Here is a 16,599-nt window from a genome sequence, read left to right on the forward strand (position 1 = left end):
GCATGGAATACCGCGCCTATTCCGTTCAGCACCATGCCCGCGAGCCGCTGGTTCGCTTCATGCGGGAGGCGCTGGAGGCGAGCGGCTGCCGCATCCTGAACGCCTCCGATCCGGACCATGCCCCCTTCCGCATCACCTTCGAGGCTCCGGACGGCGAGCGCATGGGCATCGTGGCCTATGCCTTCAACGCCAATCAGCGCGAGACCAAGAACCGCCCCGAGGACGAGCACCGCTTCCAGGTGAAATACGGCTCGGAAAAGCGGGAGGGCAAGGAGCTACACGACCTGTGGCAGGATCCATACGAGCTGTACACCACCCTGCTCGTGGGCATCAATACCGAGCGCGGCTTCTTCGTGGCCGCCGATCCGGTCCTGCACAGCCCCACCCGCTTCTTCATCTCCCTGGAGTACAAGGAGGAGCACGTCCAGGCCATCGAGGAATCCGGCTGGCATGCCTGGGAGCGGGAGAAGCGGGACCAGTCGGGCTTGGAGGAGCCCACGGAAGTACTGGTGGGCGGGAAGCCCGAGCGTTTTCTGGAGTACGTCCGCTTCGAGCGGGCCGCCAAGGGCCTTTCCCAGGGCCACCGCTCCCTGCTGGCGGACAAGTTCGGCGATCTGAGCGCCCTCCGTATTGCAGGCCTCGAAGCCCCCGAGCCGGTCATGGGGCCGGGCCGGCTGCACGATCTGGCGGCGGAATTCGAGCTGACCACCGACGAGATCCTGGACCTCATCCAGAGTGCGCCGCGCCTCAAGATGGCCGTCCGGGGCTGGGTGGCCGAGCGCCATCTGGTGGAGCAGCTGCGGGCCTTGCCGGAGCTGGAGCAATGCCGCCCCCTGGAAGGGGAAGGCCAGCCGGACGTGGAGGTGCGGTTTCCCGGCCAGGGGCCGGTCCTGATCGAGTGCAAGAACATCCTTCGGGATGCCTACGCCGACGGCAGTTACAAGCTGGATTTCCAGCGCACCCGTGCGGCCAAGGGGGATCCCTGCTCCCGTTACTATTCTCCTACTGAGTTCCAGGTAGCGGCGGCCTGCTTGCACCCCAGAACCGAGCAATGGGAGTTTCGTTACGCATTGACCCGGGAGCTGGGTGTGCATGAGAAGTGTCCGGGACGAATCAATAACCGGATCAAGGTGACCGGTGATTGGGCTTCCGATCCCCTGGAAGTTATCCGGTCAGCACCTCAAGCATAGGCAGCCTCCGCCATGGGCGACCAGCGCAAGGCCCCCCGCTTCGATGACCGCAGACCCGCCTCCGAGCACGCCTCCAAGGCCAAGCGGAAGAACCGCCGGACCGACACCCGCGCCGAAATGCTGCTTCGTAAGGCGCTCTGGGCCCGAGGAGCCCGCTATCGACTGCATGCCAGGGACCTCCCCGGCAAGCCCGATCTGGTTTTTCGAGGCAAGCGCGTGGCCGTCTTCGTGGACGGCGATTTCTGGCATGGCCGGGACTGGGAGAAAAACCGGGAGAAGGTTGCCCGGCGCAGCAATGGCGACTACTGGGTGGCCAAAATCGAGTACAACATGGAGCGGGACCGGCATCAGACAAAAGCGCTGGAAGCCCTGGGCTGGACGGTGCTCCGTTTCTGGGAGACGGATGTAAAGAAGGACCTTCAAGAAGCGGTGGAAGCAGTGCTCGCCGCAATAGCCTCCCGGAACCCGGGAGGTGGTTGATAGAAGCCTTCCAGGACACGTCGGGCCGTTCCGAAAGATAGCCCCTCCGGCTCGATGCCACCTCACACTGTCTGCAACTAAAACAGTGCACCGTCGAGAGCGGCTTCCCTGGAAGGTCCGCAATTTTGGTCTTCCATGCCAGAAACGGCTTCGACGGCCTGTTTTCGGAAGTATTAGCCGCATGGCTACCCGACCAGCCCATACGTTGCCATCCCCGCCATCTCAAAATATTTCCGGCTCGAACTCGTACCGTGTAGTAGGAGAGAGCGGTAATTCATTGCCCCGCAGGGAATCGGCCCCGGAATCCGAATTTTACGGAAAGACGCTTCGGAAAAACGGAACGGGCGGGCGCACTTTCCCGGGAGAAAACTTTTTCCTAGGATACCCCTTTACTACTTAATGCGTACATAAAAGGGGGTATAAATGCGGAAGTTTGCGTGCGTTCTGGCCGGGGTGCTGCTGGGCGCTTTCCTGTTGGCCGCTTGCTCGGGCGGGGGCAGTGGCTCCTCCGATTCGGAGCATCCCCTGACCGGGGTCTGGTACGGAGTGGCCGACGACATTACCGATGCCGGCAGCTATAAGACCATCCGGCTCACCTTCGACTCGAACGGCGCCATCACCAAGATCGAGATCGACGGGGCGGTAACCGGCAACACGGCCGCCCTGAACGATGAAAGCCAGCGCCTCTACGACTACACCGATGCGGCCGGCGACACCCTGGCCGTCTATGCCGACAGCGGCCACGAGCACATCGCCATCGCCGATTCCACCGCGGTGGTGGGGGTCCTGGAGAAGGGGGCGTCCGCTCTGTCCACCTATTCCGTCCAGGATGCGGCCGGGTCCTATGACGGGGAGGGCATCGCCCTCTACGGGGACTTCACCCTGGCGGGCCGGGCCGATACCAGAACCGCTATTACCGGGTCCAGCGCGCCCCTGGCCTTCTCCTACGAGGACGGCTCGGGGTGCAAGGACTCCGGCACCATCAACGCGCCCGACTCTTCCTACGGGGTGTTCCCGGGCACCTTCACCAATAACTCCGGACCCAACTGCATTTCCGGCGGCGACCTGCGCCACTACCTGACCCCGGACAAGGCGTTCGCCTTCACGGTCGGTTGCACCAGCCTGACGGATGCCGCCTATCCGGATGATTGCGCCCTGATCGCGCACTCCAGGGACTGAGCGAAAAGGGATGGACTCCCTCCGGGCGCCCGTCCCTCCTCGCTCCGCGCGCTCCACCCGGATACCATTGGGCGGAGGTCCCGTGTTCCACAGTGGGGAAAGCGCCCATGTCCGGAGTTCGCCGAATCCTCGTCGCCACCGACTTCTCCGCCCAGGCGGAGCGGGCCGCGCGGCGCGCCATGGCCCTGGCGCCCGCCGACGGCACCATCCACCTGCTCTTCGTGCTGCCCACGGGACTCCTGGAGCGCATCCGGGAGGTGCTCGGCATGGCCGATGGCGATGCGGCGCGCCGGGCCGCGCTGGCCCAGGCGGAGGAGCGCATGGAGGCGCTGCGGGCGCGCCTGGGCGCCGGATTCGCCGGCACCCTGTCCGCGTCGGTGGAGGAGGGCCATCCCAAGCTCGCCATCAGCGAGTACGCCCGGGCGCACGGTTTCGATCTGGTGGTGGCCGGGGCCTTCGGCGAGGGCGGCAACGAGCGGCTGCTTTCCGGGGTCACCGCCCAGAAGGTGGTGCGCTCGGCGGACCGGCCGGTGCTGCTGGTCCGTAGTGAGGACCATCCGGGGCGCGCCTACCGGCGGGTCCTGGTGGCGGTGGACTTCTCCGAGGCTTCCCGGAAGGCCCTCCAGTGGGCCCTGGATCTTTGTCCGGAGGCCACCGTGTACGTGCTGCACGTCTTCGAGCTGCCCTTCGAGGGCACCTTCGACCTGGAGGCCATGCCGTGGGAGGTGGCCGAGCGCTACCGGCAGGTGGGCCACGAGCAGTCCCGGGAGGGCCTGGAGCGCTTCCTGGCCGCCTTCGACGGCCAGCGGTGCCGGCCCCTGGTGCGTCAGGGGAATCCGGCGCGAGTCATTCTGGGCCAGGCGGAAAGCCAGGAGGTGGACCTGGTGGCGGTGGGCTCGCGCGGCCTGGGACCGTGGACCGAATCGCTCCTGGGCAGCGTCAACGTGCACCTCATGCAGCGCTGCACCTGCGATCTCCTCACCGTCCGGCCGTGACCGGGAAGCGAAAAGGGCGGCCCGCCGGGCCGCCCTTGCCGCAATCGCCGGTTCCCCGGGATGCTCAGAACAGGGAGCTGATCCGGATGAAGACGGTCTGGGCGTAGTCCACCTGCAGGTTGGCGCCGTTGACGTTGTCGCTGGAGTTCACGCCGAAACCGTACTTGGCGCCCACTTCCGCCATGAAGGGGTCCACCCGCAGCTGCACCCCCGCCTCCGGGCCCACGGTGATGGAATTCACCGAGTTGTCCGAGTCGTCATCGTTGAAGGTGTAGTAGCCGAAATGGCCGCCTGCGTAGGGCTGCAGGACCGAGCCTTCGTTGAACAGGTAGTCGTAGCTGGCGGTGAGCCAGATCACCGTGTCATCGTCTTCCAGGTTGGGAACGTGCACGGTGGCCAGGGCCCGCCAGTCGGAGGACACCCGGCCCAGGGAGAGGCCGGCATAATCGCCGTCGCTGTCCGTGTCGTACTCGTCACCACTCGATTCCAGGCTGATGCGGTGCGAGAAGGTGCCGAGCTCCAGGCCCGCGAAGTTGCGATCCACCGCCTGGGCCAGCGTGGGCACGGCCGCCAGAAACACGGCGAGCACAGCAGTAATCGGTTTCATGGTAATCCCCTTGTTTTCGGTCGCGCCTAGTCTCTCCCACGTCCGGTGAGGTGGCAAGGGGCTGGCGGACAGCGGGACATCCGGGGCCGGATGTCCGGGGATGCCTGCGGTCGCGGTGGGAAATGCGGTCCGGCCGCCGGGGAGGGAGCATGGAGCTGTTCACCCGATTCGTGGATCTCTGGGACCTCGGTCCGGTGGTCTGGGTGGGGGCGGTGGGGCTGCCGGCGCTCTACCTGCTCCTGCGTCAGCTCAAGCGCTTCTGGGCCTGGGCCACCCGGTCCGGCAAGGGGCCCCGGGAGCGCAAGGCGGTGTTCGTTCCCTTCGCCTTCCTGGTGGGCCTGTGGCTGGGCGGCTGGGGACAGTCCTTCTGGGAGGCCTACCAGGTGTGCCGGGGGCGGCCGGATGCCGATTACCTTTGTATATTCAAGAACGTGGAATGGGAGGAATAGCGCCCCTTCCCGTCCCGACGAGCCACCCTCCGAGGAAGGAATTCATGGACGCCGACGCCGTAATGGAACGCCTGCATGCCCTGGTGGAGCCGGGCACCATCCCCTCCATGGCCCACCTGGGCATCAATACCGAGCACGCCCTGGGGGTGCGGGTGCCCCGGCTGCGCGAGCTCGCCCGGGAGCTCGGCACCGACCACGAGCTGGCCGTGGCCCTCTGGGAAACCGGAATCCACGAGGCGCGCATCCTGGCCTCCATGGTGGCCGACCCCGCCCGGGTTGACGGCGAGCGCATGGAGGCCTGGGCGGCGGACTTCAACTCCTGGGACCTGGTGGACCAGTGCTGCGCCAACCTGTTCTGGAAGGCGGCGCCCGCCTGGGACAAGGCGCTGGCCTGGTCGGCGCGCGACGAGGATTATCCCAAGCGCGCCGGCTTCGTGCTCATGGCCACCCTGGCCCTGCACGACGACGAGGCCGGGGACGACGCCTTCGAGGCCTTCTTCCCCGCCATAGAGCGCGATGCCGGCGAGCACCGCGACCGCGTGCGCAAGGGCGTGAGCTGGGCGCTGCGCCAGATCGGCAAGCGCTCCCCGGGCCTCAACGCCCGGGCGCTGGAGGTGGCCCAGGGCCTGCAGGATCCGGTCAATCAGTCCAAGGAGGCCCACCGGCTGGGCCACGAGGCGGAGGTGGAGCTGCGCTCGGAGCTGGTGCAGGGGCGTCTGCGCGGCGCGTCCTCCTGAGCCGGTTTCAGGAGGCGGTGCGGGCGCCCGAGGGGTGGAGGGTGGCCCCGAGCACCAGGAGGCCGGCCACGATCAGCCCGTAGTCCTGGAGGACGCCCAGCAGCATGGCGGCACTGCCGCCGATGCCTGCCCATGCCAGGGGGATGGCGGTCAGGCGCCAGGGCGGTCCGTCCGTGGACAGCAGCAGCACGGCCAGGGTGAAGATGGCGGTTGGGCAGGGGGCCATGCCGAACAGCGGCGTGCCGGGATAGGGATGGGTCGCGAGCAGACCCATCAGGGGATAGACAACCAGGGCGTAGAAGCCCAGCAGGCCGGCCAGCCAGCCCTGCGCTCCGGAAACGGGCTCCAATCGCCAGGCGCCCTGCCAGGCCCCCGTCCACGCCAGCAGGGCGCCCTGTACCAGGAACATCGCCCCGAATGCGTGGGCCATGGGGTTGATGGCGGTGAAAAACGCCAAGTGGTAGCCGCCCCCCACGAGCAGCCACAGGATGGCCAGAATCCCGGCCACCGCGCGGCTCGCCCAAGGGGGGCGCACCAGCAGCAGGGCCGCCGCCAGCAGCCCCAGTAGCTCGGTCACCAGGGGCAGGGGCCAGAGGGCACGATTGTAGGCGGCGAAGACCGCGAAGAACTCCTCGGCCGTGAAGGGCATCCCGTACCCCGTGAGGTGGTAACGGGACCAGTCTACACCACCATCGGGTGCCGTGGCCCGGGCCGAGTCCTCAGGCGCTAACGCAGTGCTTCCCCTCGCGGCGCTCCAGGCTGCCAAGGATCGCGGAAAGACGGGAATCGAGCTGTCGGGCCTGAAGCTCCAGGGAATCCATGACCCGGCGCTGCTGGTAGTCGTTCAGGCTCGGCATGCGATCGGCTTCCCGCATGAGCGTGAGCTGGGTCTTGCGGAAGTGGGTACGGAGGAACTGCCAGCGAGTCATAAGCTCGGAAACGGAGAGATAGGGATCCTCGCCGTCCTCGGCCTCCCTGCGGAGCTGCTCGAGGATCTCTTCCTGGGCACGGAGGCTGGATCGCGCCGTGTCCAGGTTCGTCTGCCAATCCTTGTGCTTCATGAATGTCGGCCCTGCTCGAAAGAAGGTTGGTTTCCCCGTCGGAGACGTCCTCGGGCTGAGGGTGTATTAAGCCTCGAAGCCCCGCTCCGCACCAATTGGGGGGACTCCCTATGCCTATAAGGATGCATCGTTTTTCCGCCGCACGGGCGTCCGCTTCCGGGACGTCCGGCTGTCGCCGCATTGGACTGTCGGGAACGGAAAAAATTCTCCGTTTTCCCGGGAAAGTCGCTGCGGCACTGTCCTTCCGTGCCGAATCCCACTGGGGATGCCGTCGGCATTGTCCCGCGCCGAAGAATGATTCGGGATTGCCGTAGCCGGGTACATTCGGTAAAAATCCCGGAAAACCCTAGGTTTTTCTCGAAGCCGGCACGGCCTTCCCGGCATCCATGCCGCCCGGGACGGAATACCGTCCGTCCAGGGAGTGGATTGCTCGGCCATGGAGCGCGGCCGTGGGGCGTGCCGTCCCGCGGGCCGGTCGCCGGGGCCCATCCCGGCGCCGTCATGGGCCCCCTTGATGCGGGGCGGGATTTCCACCTGGATGGCGATGCGGCCACCAGCCCGATTCAGCGAGTGGGGTGACATGGACGCAAATGAGGTTCTGGAGGTATTGCGGTCCCGGTCGGAGCCGGATCGCGTGACGGATAGAGTCCGGCAGGGGGTGCGTTCCGAGAATGCCCTGGGGGTGTCCGAGGAGGTGATCGAGGAGCTGGCCACGAGCATCGGCACCGATCACGAGCTGGCCCTCTCCCTCTGGGAAAGCGGAGCGCACGAGGCCCGGCTGCTGGCCACCCGCCTCGCCGATGCCGAGCGCGTGGATGACGAGCAGGCGGAGGCGTGGGTGGCTTCCCTGGACTCCTGGGAGCTGAGCGACCAGGCGAGCCTCTACCTGTTCCGCCGGATGGACCGCGCCTGGCGGAAGGCGGAGGAGTGGACCGAACGGGAGGAGGAGCAGGTCAAGCGGGCCGCCTTCGCCCTTATTGCCGCCCTGGCCATGTACGACCTGGATGCTGGTGACGACCGCTTCTCGGTGTTCTATCCCGCCATCGAGATGGCCGCCGGTGACCAGCGGGAGCGGGTACGCGAGGCGGTGAGCTGGGCCCTGCGCCGCATCGGCCTGCGCAGTGCGGGGCTGTATGACCAGGCCCTGGAGATCGCCCGCGGGCTCCAGGAGCAGCCGGAGGAGGCGGCCCGCTGGGTGGGGCAGGACGTCCTCGGCGAGCTGGACTCCGAGGAGGTGCGGGCGCGCATGCGGAGCGATTCCTAGCCGCGACGCTTCGGGATGGCCGGTCGAAGCGGGCGGGACGCCCGGCATTGACCGGCCGGATTCGCTGGCTTGGCGCTGTGGTGCGCGTCTTCCCGCCGGATCGGCCCTCTGGTTTATGGGCCATTGTGGGAGCGGCCTCCGGCCGCGACGGTGGCGGGCGCGGACCCGGTCCCTCCCGGAGCGCGCAAGCCTGCCCTATTCCCGGTCCATGATGGTCGGAGCGCTCTCGGACCGGTCCGGCTCCGGTTCCGGCGGCGCCACCTGCGCGGCGGCCGCCGTGGAGGTGTGTCCGTCCACGGTGCAGAGTCGATAGAAGCCCTCCCTGCGCAGGGTCAGGCGCCACCAGTGGTTGGCGCGGCGTCCCGCGAAGGACAGCATCGCCATGGCCGCCAGGCCCGCTCCCGCGGCCGCTCCGTAGGCTTCCAGGAGGACCGCTGCGGCCACTGTCCCGGCCAGGGTCAGGACGGCGACCAGCAGGCCCGCCCCCAGGCCCGCCATCCCCCTGCGCAGGGCCCAGAGCCCGTTACCCAGGAACGCCGGCCAGCAAAAGCCCTGCTTCACCGAGCGCAGGCCGTGCTCGGGGTGGTGGTAGACGTCGAAGATTTTCATGGCCAAGGTGCATTTCCGGTCGTGTGGGGAACCGAATGGTCCCACCACCCATAACCGTCCTCGGGGCACCGGGCAATCCGAAGCCCCGGGCCCCATCAATTTCCCGGGACAGCGAATCGCAAGGGCGGACAGCCCCCCTGTCCGCGTTTCGTGCAGCCGCCGCTGCTCCGCGGCCTTTTCCGGCGCCCCGGTGCCGCGCTGCCCCCGGAGCGCGGGCGAGCCGCGGAATGAACCGCTTTCCTTGACGGGGATGTCCCCGGGTCCATAATGAAAGCACCCTGTTCCCCTGGGGACATTCCCGGGCCGCCGGAGAATGTCGCGAGGACGTCGGGGGTCGGACGGATCCGCGGGTCGGCTGCGCGCCGGGCTCCTTGAACCCGCTGTGCTGCGGAGGGGCTACTGCTTGTCCCGGTGGCAGAAAATGACCTTGTTCGGCGCCCTGGTCCTCCTCAACCTCGGTGCGCTGCTCGTCGCTGGCAAGCTTCCCCTTCACGGTAAAAAGGGGGTGACCGCCCCTTTTCTGGAGCGCGCCCGCGGGGACCTCGCGCTGGTCTTCTTCGGCTTCCCGGGCTGCTCCCGGAGCTGTCCCCTGACCCTGCACCGGCTATCCGACGCCTATCCCCGCCTGCGGGACCACTACCCCGGTCTGGAGGTGTTCTTCGTCAACCTCCAGCCTGTCCCCGATTCCGAGCGGACCCACGCCTACATCCGTGCGCACGATCCCCGTTTCAAGGGCGTGGCACCCGCCGAGGACGCCCTGGCTCGCCTGTCGCGGGAGTTCGGGGCCTGGCTGTATCGCATGGGGGAGGGCAGCGAGCCTTTCCACAATCCCTATGTCTACGTCCTGGGCCGCGGTGACAGAGGCTGGCGCATTCGGGCCCGGATCCCCGCCGGCGAGCGGGTGATCGCCGGCATTCGCCGGGCCCTGCCGCCTCCCCGCGCCGGTTGATGGAGCACGAACAAGGAGCCGGTATGTTCTGGCAGCTCTTCCTCCCCTATCGGAAAGACCTCCCGGCGGGCCTCGAACGGGCGCTCCGGGAGGACAACCAAAACGCCGACCGCTTCCTGGTGGGCTTGCTGTTCATCCATTGGGTGGTGGCCACCACCCTCATGGCCTTCAGCCATGGCACCTACCTGCTCGGCTTCACCGCCGGCGGGCTCACCTTCGGCGCCGCCTTCATCGCCTATCGCGCCTTCCCCGGCCGGGTCCTCTCCCGGAGCATCATCGCCATGTCCCTCATGGTGTTCTCGGCCATCTTCATCCAGCAGCACCTCGGGCGCATCGAGATGCACTTCCACATCTTCGCCGCCCTGGCCTTCCTGCTGCGCTACCGGGACGGGGTCCCCGTCCTGGTGGCGGTTGCGACCACGGCCCTGCACCACCTGGTGTTCAACTACTGCCAGGTGAACGGCGTGGAGCTGTTCGGCGCCCCGCTCCTGGTGTTCAACTACGGCACCGGACTGGACATCGTGCTCCTGCACGCGGCCTGGGTGCTGGTGGAAGCGGCGGTGCTGATGCTGATCCTGCGGGATCAGGCGGCCCAGTTCATCGCCAACGAGGGCATCGCCGGGGCGGTCCGGGAGCTGCAGGACCGGCACGATCTGCGCATCCGCGTGGACGGCGGGCAGGTGGGGGGGCATAGCGATGCCGTGCAGTCCTTCAACGAGCTGATGGACGCCCTGGAGGGGCTGTTCGGCGACTGGAAGGGCAAGTCGGGCCAGCTCGCCGCCGCCAGCGAGGAGCTCTCGGCGGTTTCCGACAACCTCAAGGAGAGCGCCGACGCCTCCAGCCAGCGGGTGGAGCAGGTGGCCGATTCCACCCAGGAGGTGAACCGGGTGGTGCAAGGAGTGGCGGAGAATATCAGCCAGGTCTCGGATGCCGCCTCGAAAAGCGCCGAAACCACCCAGAAGGGGATGCAATCGGTTTCGGAGGCCTCGGACCGCATCCACGAGCTGTCGGATTCCGCGCAGCGCGTGGACGAGATCGTCGCCTCCATCGAATCCATCGCCAAGAAGACGGACTTGCTGGCGCTGAACGCGGCCATCGAGGCCGCCAACGCCGGCGAGCAGGGCAAGGGCTTCGCGGTGGTCGCCGACGAGGTGCGCAAGCTCGCCGACCAGACCGCGCAGGCCACCACCCAGGTGAACGAGATCCTGGCCAGATTGCGCAGCCAGTCGGATTCCTCCGTGGCCTCCATGCGGCAGGTGCGCTCGGTGATGGACGAAGTGCGCTCGGGCATCGAGGAGACCGATCAGATCGCCAATCAGATCGCCGCGGCGGCGGAGGAGCTGGCCGCCACCATGAACGACACCACCGAGAATGTCTCCGGCATACAGAGCAATGCCGAGACCGTGGCGCAGACGGTGGGGGACACCGAGCGCTCCGCCCACGAGCTGGGCGAAATGGCCCACGGCCTGCAGGCCTCGCTGGCGGGCTTCACCACCACCCGGTAACCGCGGGGACACCGCCGGGCCCTCGGGATCCGGCACCCCTTCCCCAAGCTTGTTATTCTTGTTTTAAGGGGGGAAGGGGCTAGGGAGGTATGTCATGGGCAAGGAAGCCGTTCATTCCTGGCGGGTGGCCGAATCGGATTTTCCGCGCAAGGGCAGCATCGACGAGCAGCTCCGCTTCCTGCTGCGATACGCCGTCCTCGCTCCGTCCAGCCACAATTCCCAGCCCTGGCGTTTCCGCATCCGCGACGGCGGGGTGGATCTCTTCGCCGATCACAGCCGTGGCCTGCCGGTGGTGGATCCCAACGACCGCGAGCTGATCATGAGCTGCGGCGCGGCGCTGTTCCACCTGCGCGTGGCGCTGCGCCACTTCGGCCTGCGGGACGCCGTCACCCTCCTGCCCGATCCGGACCGGCCCGATTGGCTGGCCCGGGTGGCGCCCGGCGGTCCGCACGCCCCCGAGGATTCGGATCGGCTCCTGTTCAGCGCCCTGTTCCGCCGCTTCACGCATCGCGGGGCCTTCCGCGAGGCGCCGGTGCCGCCGGAGCTTACCCACATGCTCACCTGGATGGCCGAATCGGAAGGGGCGCGTCTGCTCTGTCTGGCCCGGCCGGAGGAGAAGGAGCCGGTGGCCGGCCTGGTGGCCGAGGGAACGCGCCGTCAGGGGGCGAGCGCCCGGTTCCGCCGCGAGCTGTCCGAGTGGGTGCGCATCAACGATTCGCCGCGCCGTGACGGCCTGCCCGGCTACGCGCTGGGCTTCGGGCGGCTGCCGTCCCTGGTGGGCCCCTGGATGCTGCGCTGGATCAACTGGGGCGGCCGGCAGGCCGAACGGGACCGCTACTGGGCGGTGAACGCCCCGGTGCTGGCTGTGGTGGCCACCGACCGCGACGATCCCCTGTGCTGGCTGGCTGCCGGCCAGGGCCTGGCCGGGGTGCTGCTGCGGGCGGCGGAGGACGGTGTGCAGGCCTCCTTCCTCAATCAGCCCGTCGAGATCCCGGCCTTGCGCCTGCGTCTCCAGGAGGTGGGCGGGGTTCACGGCATGCCCCAGGTGCTGCTCCGCATGGGGTTCGGCGTGGAAAAGCGCGCGCCCACGCCGCGCCGCCCGGTGGACGAGGTGGTGGACCCGGCCTAGCCTGCGGGAATTCCCCAGGACCCCCCGGCGTTCGGCAGTGCTATGTTCTCCGGAGAGGATCGCGGATCTATTGGGAGGGCGTCATGGCGAGCATCGCGAGCCCGAGCGCGGAAACCTGGCCGGCTCTGCCCCTGGAAGCCTGGCGGGAGACCCGGGACACCCTCCACCTCTGGACGCAGATCGTGGGCAAGGTCCGGGTGGCCCTGGCGCCGTGGATCAATCATTCCTGGCAGTCGGCACTGTACGTCACCGCCCGGGGCCTGACCACCTCGGTGATGCCCCACGGCGCGGACGCCCTGCAGATGGACTTCGATTTCCTCGCCCATCAGCTGGTCCTGCAGTCCAGCGCGGGCCGGGCGTACCGCCTGGCCCTGCGGTCGCGGACGGTGGCGGATTTCCACGCCGAGGTGGGCGCGGCCCTGGAGGCGGTCGGCGCCCCGGTCCGGCTCCACGGCGTCCCCAACGAGCTCCCCGACGCCATTCCCTTCGCGGAGGACCGGGTGCACGGCACCTACGACCCGGTCCACGCGGAGCGCTTCTGGCGGGTGCTGGTGGCTGCCGAGCGGGTCTGCCAGCAGCACCGCAGCGCCTTCCTGGGCAAGACCAGTCCCGTGCATTTCTTCTGGGGCAGCTTCGATCTGGCGGTTACCCGGTTCTCCGGGCGGCCGGCGCCGCCCCATCCCGGCGGCGTGCCCAATCTGCCGGACGCCGTGGCCCGCGAGGCCTATTCCCACGAGGTGTTCAGCGCCGGATTCTGGCCGGGCGGCGCCGGTTGGGAGGAGCCGGTTTTCTACGCCTACGCCTATCCGGAGCCGGAGGGCTTCCGGGAAGGCCCGGTGGAGCCGGAAGCCGCCGCCTACAACGCGCGGCTGGGGGAATTCGTGCTGCCCTACGAGGCGGTGCGCCGGGCCCGGGATCCGGAGGCTACCCTGCTGCGGTTCCTGGATTCCGCCTATGCCGCCGCGGCGGACCGGGGCGGATGGGACCGCGCGGCCCTGGAGTGCGAGCCCGGACGGCCGGGCGTGCCGCGGCCGGTACCGGGGCCGGAGGGCTGAGGGCGGCTATTCGCCGGCCAGCGTATCCTCCAGGGCCTGACGGACTCGCCTCGGGTCGCCGTCCGAGACGATCCAGTCGGCCCGGCTGTCGCGCCGGGGCGGCGTTTCCCGGAGCGTGAAGCGGCCCCCGGCGATCTGCAGGACGAACCAGCCCCGGTCCGTGTGGAAGATCCCCTTGAAGCGCTCCACTTCCCCTTCCTTCACGCCCGCCTCGGCGAGCTCCGCGAGGGCGGCGGTGAGGCGGCCGTGGTGGAACTGCCGCTCCGGGGGCCAGGTGGCGCCGCCGGTCCGGTCGCTCTCGCCGTCGGCCTCCCCGTGGGCATGCTCGTGCGTCCCCTCGTGGCCGGGCGCCTCCGGTCCGGAGCCCTCGGGCAGGCGGAGGGCGAACAGCGCATCGTCCAGATGCCCGTGCTCGGTGGTCACCACCCGCATCTTGGCCGGCTCGAGCGCCTCCGCCCAGTCCCGGAAGGCCTGCGTGGTGGCCGCATCCGCGGCGTCGCAGCGGTTCAGCACCAGGATGTCGGCGGCGTCGGCCATGTGCCGGAAGAACGGCATCTGCGACGCCCGCTGCGGCTCGAACTCGGTGGCGTCGAGCAGGGCGATGGTGGGCCGCAGCTCCAGGCGGGTGGTGCCGGCCATCTGGCGGAGCAGGCCGAGTACCTGCTCGGGATCGGCCATGCCGCTGGGCTCGATGATGAGCCGGTCCAGGCCGGGCACCTCCAGCAGGCGCTGGATGCTCGTGACCAGGCCCTCCGCGGCCGCGCAGCAGACGCAGCCGCCCGGAACGGTGGTTATCCGCAGGCCGTCGCCACTCGGGTCGCCCTCCAGGATGGCGCCGTCCAGCCCCACGGGACCGAAATCGTTCACCAGCACGCCCACCTGCTGCTGGCCGGCGTGGCGGCGCAGGTAGTCGAGGATGGCGGTAGTCTTGCCGACCCCCAGGGGCCCGGCGATCACGTGGCAGGGAAGGGCGGATTCCTTGGACATGGCGGCTGGTTTCGGCTCCGGAGTGTGGTTGGGCGGGTATCCTGACGGAGGTTGCGCCGGCCCGTCCAGCCTGCGGCACAAGGGCCCAGCGACTTTTTCATTCAGATTTGTTGAAAAAAACCCGGAGGCCTTGCAAGATTTGCGGGCAATTCCCGCAATCCAGCGAGGCCGCCCGACCGTCATGTCCAGCGCAGAGCAACGCACCGCCGTTTGGGACGCTCCGCTCCGCCTCTTTCACTGGGCCCTGGTGGGCCTGATCGGGTTCTCCTGGTGGAGCGGCGAGCAGGGGCTGGGCTGGATGAGCGCCCACATGCTCGCCGGCCAGGCGATCCTCGCCCTGGTGGCCTTCCGGGTGCTATGGGGGCTGCTGGGCACCCGCCACGCCCGCTTCGCCGATTTCCTGGCCGGTCCCCGCCGCGTCCTCGTCGACCTGCGCGGCCTGCTGCGCGGCCGTCCGGAGCCGCATACGGGGCATGGTCCGGTGGGCGGCTGGATGGTGGTTGCGATCCTGGCGCTGGTGGCCCTGCAGGCGAGCAGCGGACTGTTCGCCAGCGACGACATCTTCACCGAGGGGCCGCTGGCCGGCCGCGTTTCCGGGGAGACCAGCGATTTCCTCACCTGGGCCCACCATGTGCTGTTCGACGCCCTGCTGTGGGTGGTGGGGCTGCACGTGGCGGCGGTGGTGCTGTTCTACCCCCTGGTGGCCCGCACCAATCTGATTGCCCCCATGATCACGGGACGCAAGCGCCTGTCGGCGCCCTCGGGATCGGCGGGCGGCTTCGGCTGGCGGGTCGGGGTCCGGGCCCTGATCCTGCTGGGCCTGTGCGCGGCGGCGGTGTACGGGGGCGTGAGCTGGGCGGGATGAGGCGCCGGGGCGGGGCCCCGGCGGGGATTCCTCAGTCTTCTTCCTTGTACTCGTCGTGGCAGGACTTGCAGGCCTTGCCCACGGCCATGAACTGGGGCTTGATGGCTTGCAGGTCGCCCTTCCCGGCGACCTTGGCCAGCTTCGCCGACTCCTTCTGCAGGTCCTCCAGCTTGCCGCGGAAGTCGTCCCAGTTGCTCCAGATGCCGGGCTTGGCCTCGCTGCCGGCCACCCCGGCGGTTCCCTCCACGAAGCCTTCCAGCGGCATCCGCGCGAGCTGGGCCACGCGCTCGGCGCGGGTGGCGAACTCCTCGGCGTCGTAGTCGATCTTGCCCTTTACCATGTCGGCCATGGGCATGAAGTTGTGGCCGATGACATGGAATACGGATTCCCGGTATTCCACGGCCTTCTCGGCCTCGCTCTCGGCATGGGCGGCGGCGCCGGTGGCCAAGAGGGTGCCCGCCAACAGGGCGGCGGTCTTGCGCTGCATGAGGTTGCTCCTCCTGCTCCGATGGATGCTTGGGTCAAGGAAGTACAGAACCTAGGCAGTGCTGGGCCGCAAGTAAATAAGAAAGTTTCGATAAAATCATTCAGATTTTTTGAAAGGGGGCGCAGCCCCATGGCACTGACCCTGGAAGCCCTGCAGGTCCTGGACGCCATCGCGCGCAAGGGCAGCTTCTCCGCGGCCGCGGCGGAGCTCCACCGCGTGCCCTCCGCCATCACTTACACGGTGCAGCGCCTGGAGGAGGGTCTGGGCGTGACCCTGTTCGACCGGGGCGGGCACCGCGCCGTGCTCACCGATGCGGGCCGGGTGGTGCTGGAGCAGGGCCGTCCGCTGCTGGAGGCGGCCAACGAGCTGGAGGCCACGGTGCGCCGCGTGGCCACCGGGTGGGAGGCGGAGCTGCGCATCGCCGTGGACGGCATATTTCCGCTCACTGCGCTGTATCCGCTGCTGGAGCGCTTCTACGCCGAGCAGCCCCGGGTCCGGGTGCGGCTGAGCCGCGAGGTCCTGGCGGGGGCCTGGGACGCGCTGCTCGATGGCCGGGCGGACCTGGTGGTGGGCGCCACCGGGGAAGGGCCGCCCGGAGGCGGCTACGCGGTCCGGACCATCGGGGAGGTGCCGCTCGTTCCGGTGGCTGCACCGGGCCTGCCGCTGTGCGAGCTGGAGGGACCGCTTGAGCCCGAGGATCTGCGGCCGTACCGCGTAGTGGCGGTGGCGGACACGGCGCGCAACCGTCCTGAGCGCTCGGCGGGGCTGCAGAACGGCCAGCCGGTGCTGACCGTGCCGGACCAGGAGGCCAAGGTGGCGGCCCTGCTGCGGGGTCTGGGGGTGGCCCACCTGCCCCGCCATGCGGCCGCGCCCCATCTGGAGAGCGGGGCGCTGCGGGCCCTGTCCCTGCGGGATCCCATGCCGCCTGTCCCCACCTACCTGGCCTGGCGGACCCCGGTGCGGGGACGCGCCCTGCACTGGTTCCTGGAGGCCCTGGCGGAGGAAGAGCCGCTGCTGGCGCGGCTGGCCGGGAATGGCGGCTGAGGGGGCT

Annotated in this window: 18 protein-coding genes and 1 pseudogene; 13 read left to right on the top strand and 6 right to left on the bottom strand. The window is 68.8% G+C overall.

Going from position 1 to position 16,599, the window contains the following annotated elements; translation table 11 throughout:
• The first annotated feature begins 2 nt into the window (after positions 1–2).
• The 4 genes from ACERLL_RS02925 to ACERLL_RS02940 all read left to right on the top strand — a co-directional run bounded on the left by ACERLL_RS02925 (position 3) and on the right by ACERLL_RS02940 (position 3,844).
• On the top strand, positions 3–1,190 hold the full coding sequence (locus tag ACERLL_RS02925) for a hypothetical protein (RefSeq protein ID WP_373654566.1): 1,188 nt from the start codon (positions 3–5) through the stop codon (positions 1,188–1,190).
• 12 nt (positions 1,191–1,202) lie between these two features.
• Positions 1,203–1,670, top strand: coding sequence for a very short patch repair endonuclease (locus ACERLL_RS02930; RefSeq protein WP_373654567.1), 468 nt, complete (start codon positions 1,203–1,205; stop codon positions 1,668–1,670).
• Between the two features lie 423 nt (positions 1,671–2,093).
• Positions 2,094–2,849, top strand: coding sequence for a hypothetical protein (locus ACERLL_RS02935; RefSeq protein ID WP_373654568.1), 756 nt, complete (start codon positions 2,094–2,096; stop codon positions 2,847–2,849).
• A gap of 107 nt (positions 2,850–2,956) precedes the next feature.
• Complete coding sequence (locus ACERLL_RS02940) at positions 2,957–3,844, top strand: universal stress protein (RefSeq protein ID WP_373654569.1); 888 nt, start codon at positions 2,957–2,959, stop codon at positions 3,842–3,844.
• Between the two features lie 64 nt (positions 3,845–3,908).
• Here the strand turns inward: ACERLL_RS02940 and ACERLL_RS02945 are convergent, their stop codons facing one another.
• Positions 3,909–4,451: a hypothetical protein gene (locus tag ACERLL_RS02945; RefSeq protein WP_373654570.1), complete on the bottom strand. Its 543-nt coding sequence runs from the start codon at positions 4,449–4,451 to the stop codon at positions 3,909–3,911.
• A 149-nt stretch (positions 4,452–4,600) separates the two neighbouring features.
• On the opposite strand from ACERLL_RS02945, the gene ACERLL_RS02950 reads away from it, so the two are divergent.
• Positions 4,601–4,900, top strand: coding sequence for a hypothetical protein (locus ACERLL_RS02950; protein WP_373654571.1), 300 nt, complete (start codon positions 4,601–4,603; stop codon positions 4,898–4,900).
• Between the two features lie 44 nt (positions 4,901–4,944).
• On the top strand, positions 4,945–5,637 hold the full coding sequence (locus ACERLL_RS02955) for a DNA alkylation repair protein (RefSeq protein WP_373654572.1): 693 nt from the start codon (positions 4,945–4,947) through the stop codon (positions 5,635–5,637).
• A gap of 7 nt (positions 5,638–5,644) precedes the next feature.
• Here ACERLL_RS02955 and ACERLL_RS02960 read toward each other — a convergent pair whose 3' ends face one another.
• A complete protein-coding gene (locus tag ACERLL_RS02960; protein ID WP_373654573.1) occupies positions 5,645–6,286 on the bottom strand; it encodes a DUF6064 family protein in 642 nt (213 codons plus the stop codon).
• 70 nt (positions 6,287–6,356) lie between these two features.
• Positions 6,357–6,698, bottom strand: coding sequence for a hypothetical protein (locus ACERLL_RS02965; RefSeq protein ID WP_373654574.1), 342 nt, complete (start codon positions 6,696–6,698; stop codon positions 6,357–6,359).
• A 580-nt stretch (positions 6,699–7,278) separates the two neighbouring features.
• Here ACERLL_RS02965 and ACERLL_RS02970 point away from each other — a divergent pair.
• Entirely contained in the window at positions 7,279–7,962 is a 684-nt protein-coding gene (locus ACERLL_RS02970; protein WP_373654575.1) for a DNA alkylation repair protein, read from the top strand.
• Positions 7,963–8,157: 195 nt separating this feature from the next.
• Here ACERLL_RS02970 and ACERLL_RS02975 read toward each other — a convergent pair whose 3' ends face one another.
• Complete coding sequence (locus ACERLL_RS02975; RefSeq protein WP_373654576.1) at positions 8,158–8,577, bottom strand: hypothetical protein; 420 nt, start codon at positions 8,575–8,577, stop codon at positions 8,158–8,160.
• Positions 8,578–8,992: 415 nt separating this feature from the next.
• Here ACERLL_RS02975 and ACERLL_RS02980 point away from each other — a divergent pair, with 415 nt between their 5' ends.
• The 4 genes and pseudogenes from ACERLL_RS02980 (at position 8,993) to ACERLL_RS02995 (ending at position 13,209) form a co-directional block, all read left to right on the top strand.
• Complete coding sequence (locus ACERLL_RS02980; protein WP_373654577.1) at positions 8,993–9,520, top strand: SCO family protein; 528 nt, start codon at positions 8,993–8,995, stop codon at positions 9,518–9,520.
• Between the two features lie 983 nt (positions 9,521–10,503).
• Positions 10,504–10,884: pseudogene (locus tag ACERLL_RS02985) on the top strand (methyl-accepting chemotaxis protein); the annotation flags it as partial.
• 235 nt (positions 10,885–11,119) lie between these two features.
• Entirely contained in the window at positions 11,120–12,154 is a 1,035-nt protein-coding gene (locus ACERLL_RS02990) for an Acg family FMN-binding oxidoreductase (RefSeq protein WP_373654578.1), read from the top strand.
• Between the two features lie 83 nt (positions 12,155–12,237).
• Entirely contained in the window at positions 12,238–13,209 is a 972-nt protein-coding gene (locus ACERLL_RS02995) for a DUF5996 family protein (protein WP_373654579.1), read from the top strand.
• A 6-nt stretch (positions 13,210–13,215) separates the two neighbouring features.
• On the opposite strand, the gene ACERLL_RS03000 is transcribed toward ACERLL_RS02995, so the two are convergent.
• Positions 13,216–14,196, bottom strand: coding sequence for a CobW family GTP-binding protein (locus ACERLL_RS03000; RefSeq protein WP_373654580.1), 981 nt, complete (start codon positions 14,194–14,196; stop codon positions 13,216–13,218).
• A gap of 181 nt (positions 14,197–14,377) precedes the next feature.
• Here ACERLL_RS03000 and ACERLL_RS03005 point away from each other — a divergent pair, with 181 nt between their 5' ends.
• Positions 14,378–15,061 (top strand): cytochrome b/b6 domain-containing protein, encoded by a 684-nt coding sequence (locus tag ACERLL_RS03005; protein WP_373654581.1) that lies wholly within the window; start codon positions 14,378–14,380, stop codon positions 15,059–15,061.
• Between the two features lie 31 nt (positions 15,062–15,092).
• Here ACERLL_RS03005 and ACERLL_RS03010 read toward each other — a convergent pair whose 3' ends face one another.
• A complete protein-coding gene (locus ACERLL_RS03010) occupies positions 15,093–15,548 on the bottom strand; it encodes a c-type cytochrome (RefSeq protein ID WP_373654582.1) in 456 nt (151 codons plus the stop codon).
• A 129-nt stretch (positions 15,549–15,677) separates the two neighbouring features.
• On the opposite strand from ACERLL_RS03010, the gene ACERLL_RS03015 reads away from it, so the two are divergent.
• On the top strand, positions 15,678–16,592 hold the full coding sequence (locus ACERLL_RS03015; protein ID WP_373654583.1) for a LysR substrate-binding domain-containing protein: 915 nt from the start codon (positions 15,678–15,680) through the stop codon (positions 16,590–16,592).
• Positions 16,593–16,599 lie beyond the last annotated feature (7 nt).

Source organism: Thiohalorhabdus sp. Cl-TMA (assembly GCF_041821045.1).
GTDB classification, from domain to species: domain Bacteria; phylum Pseudomonadota; class Gammaproteobacteria; order Thiohalorhabdales; family Thiohalorhabdaceae; genus Thiohalorhabdus; species Thiohalorhabdus methylotropha.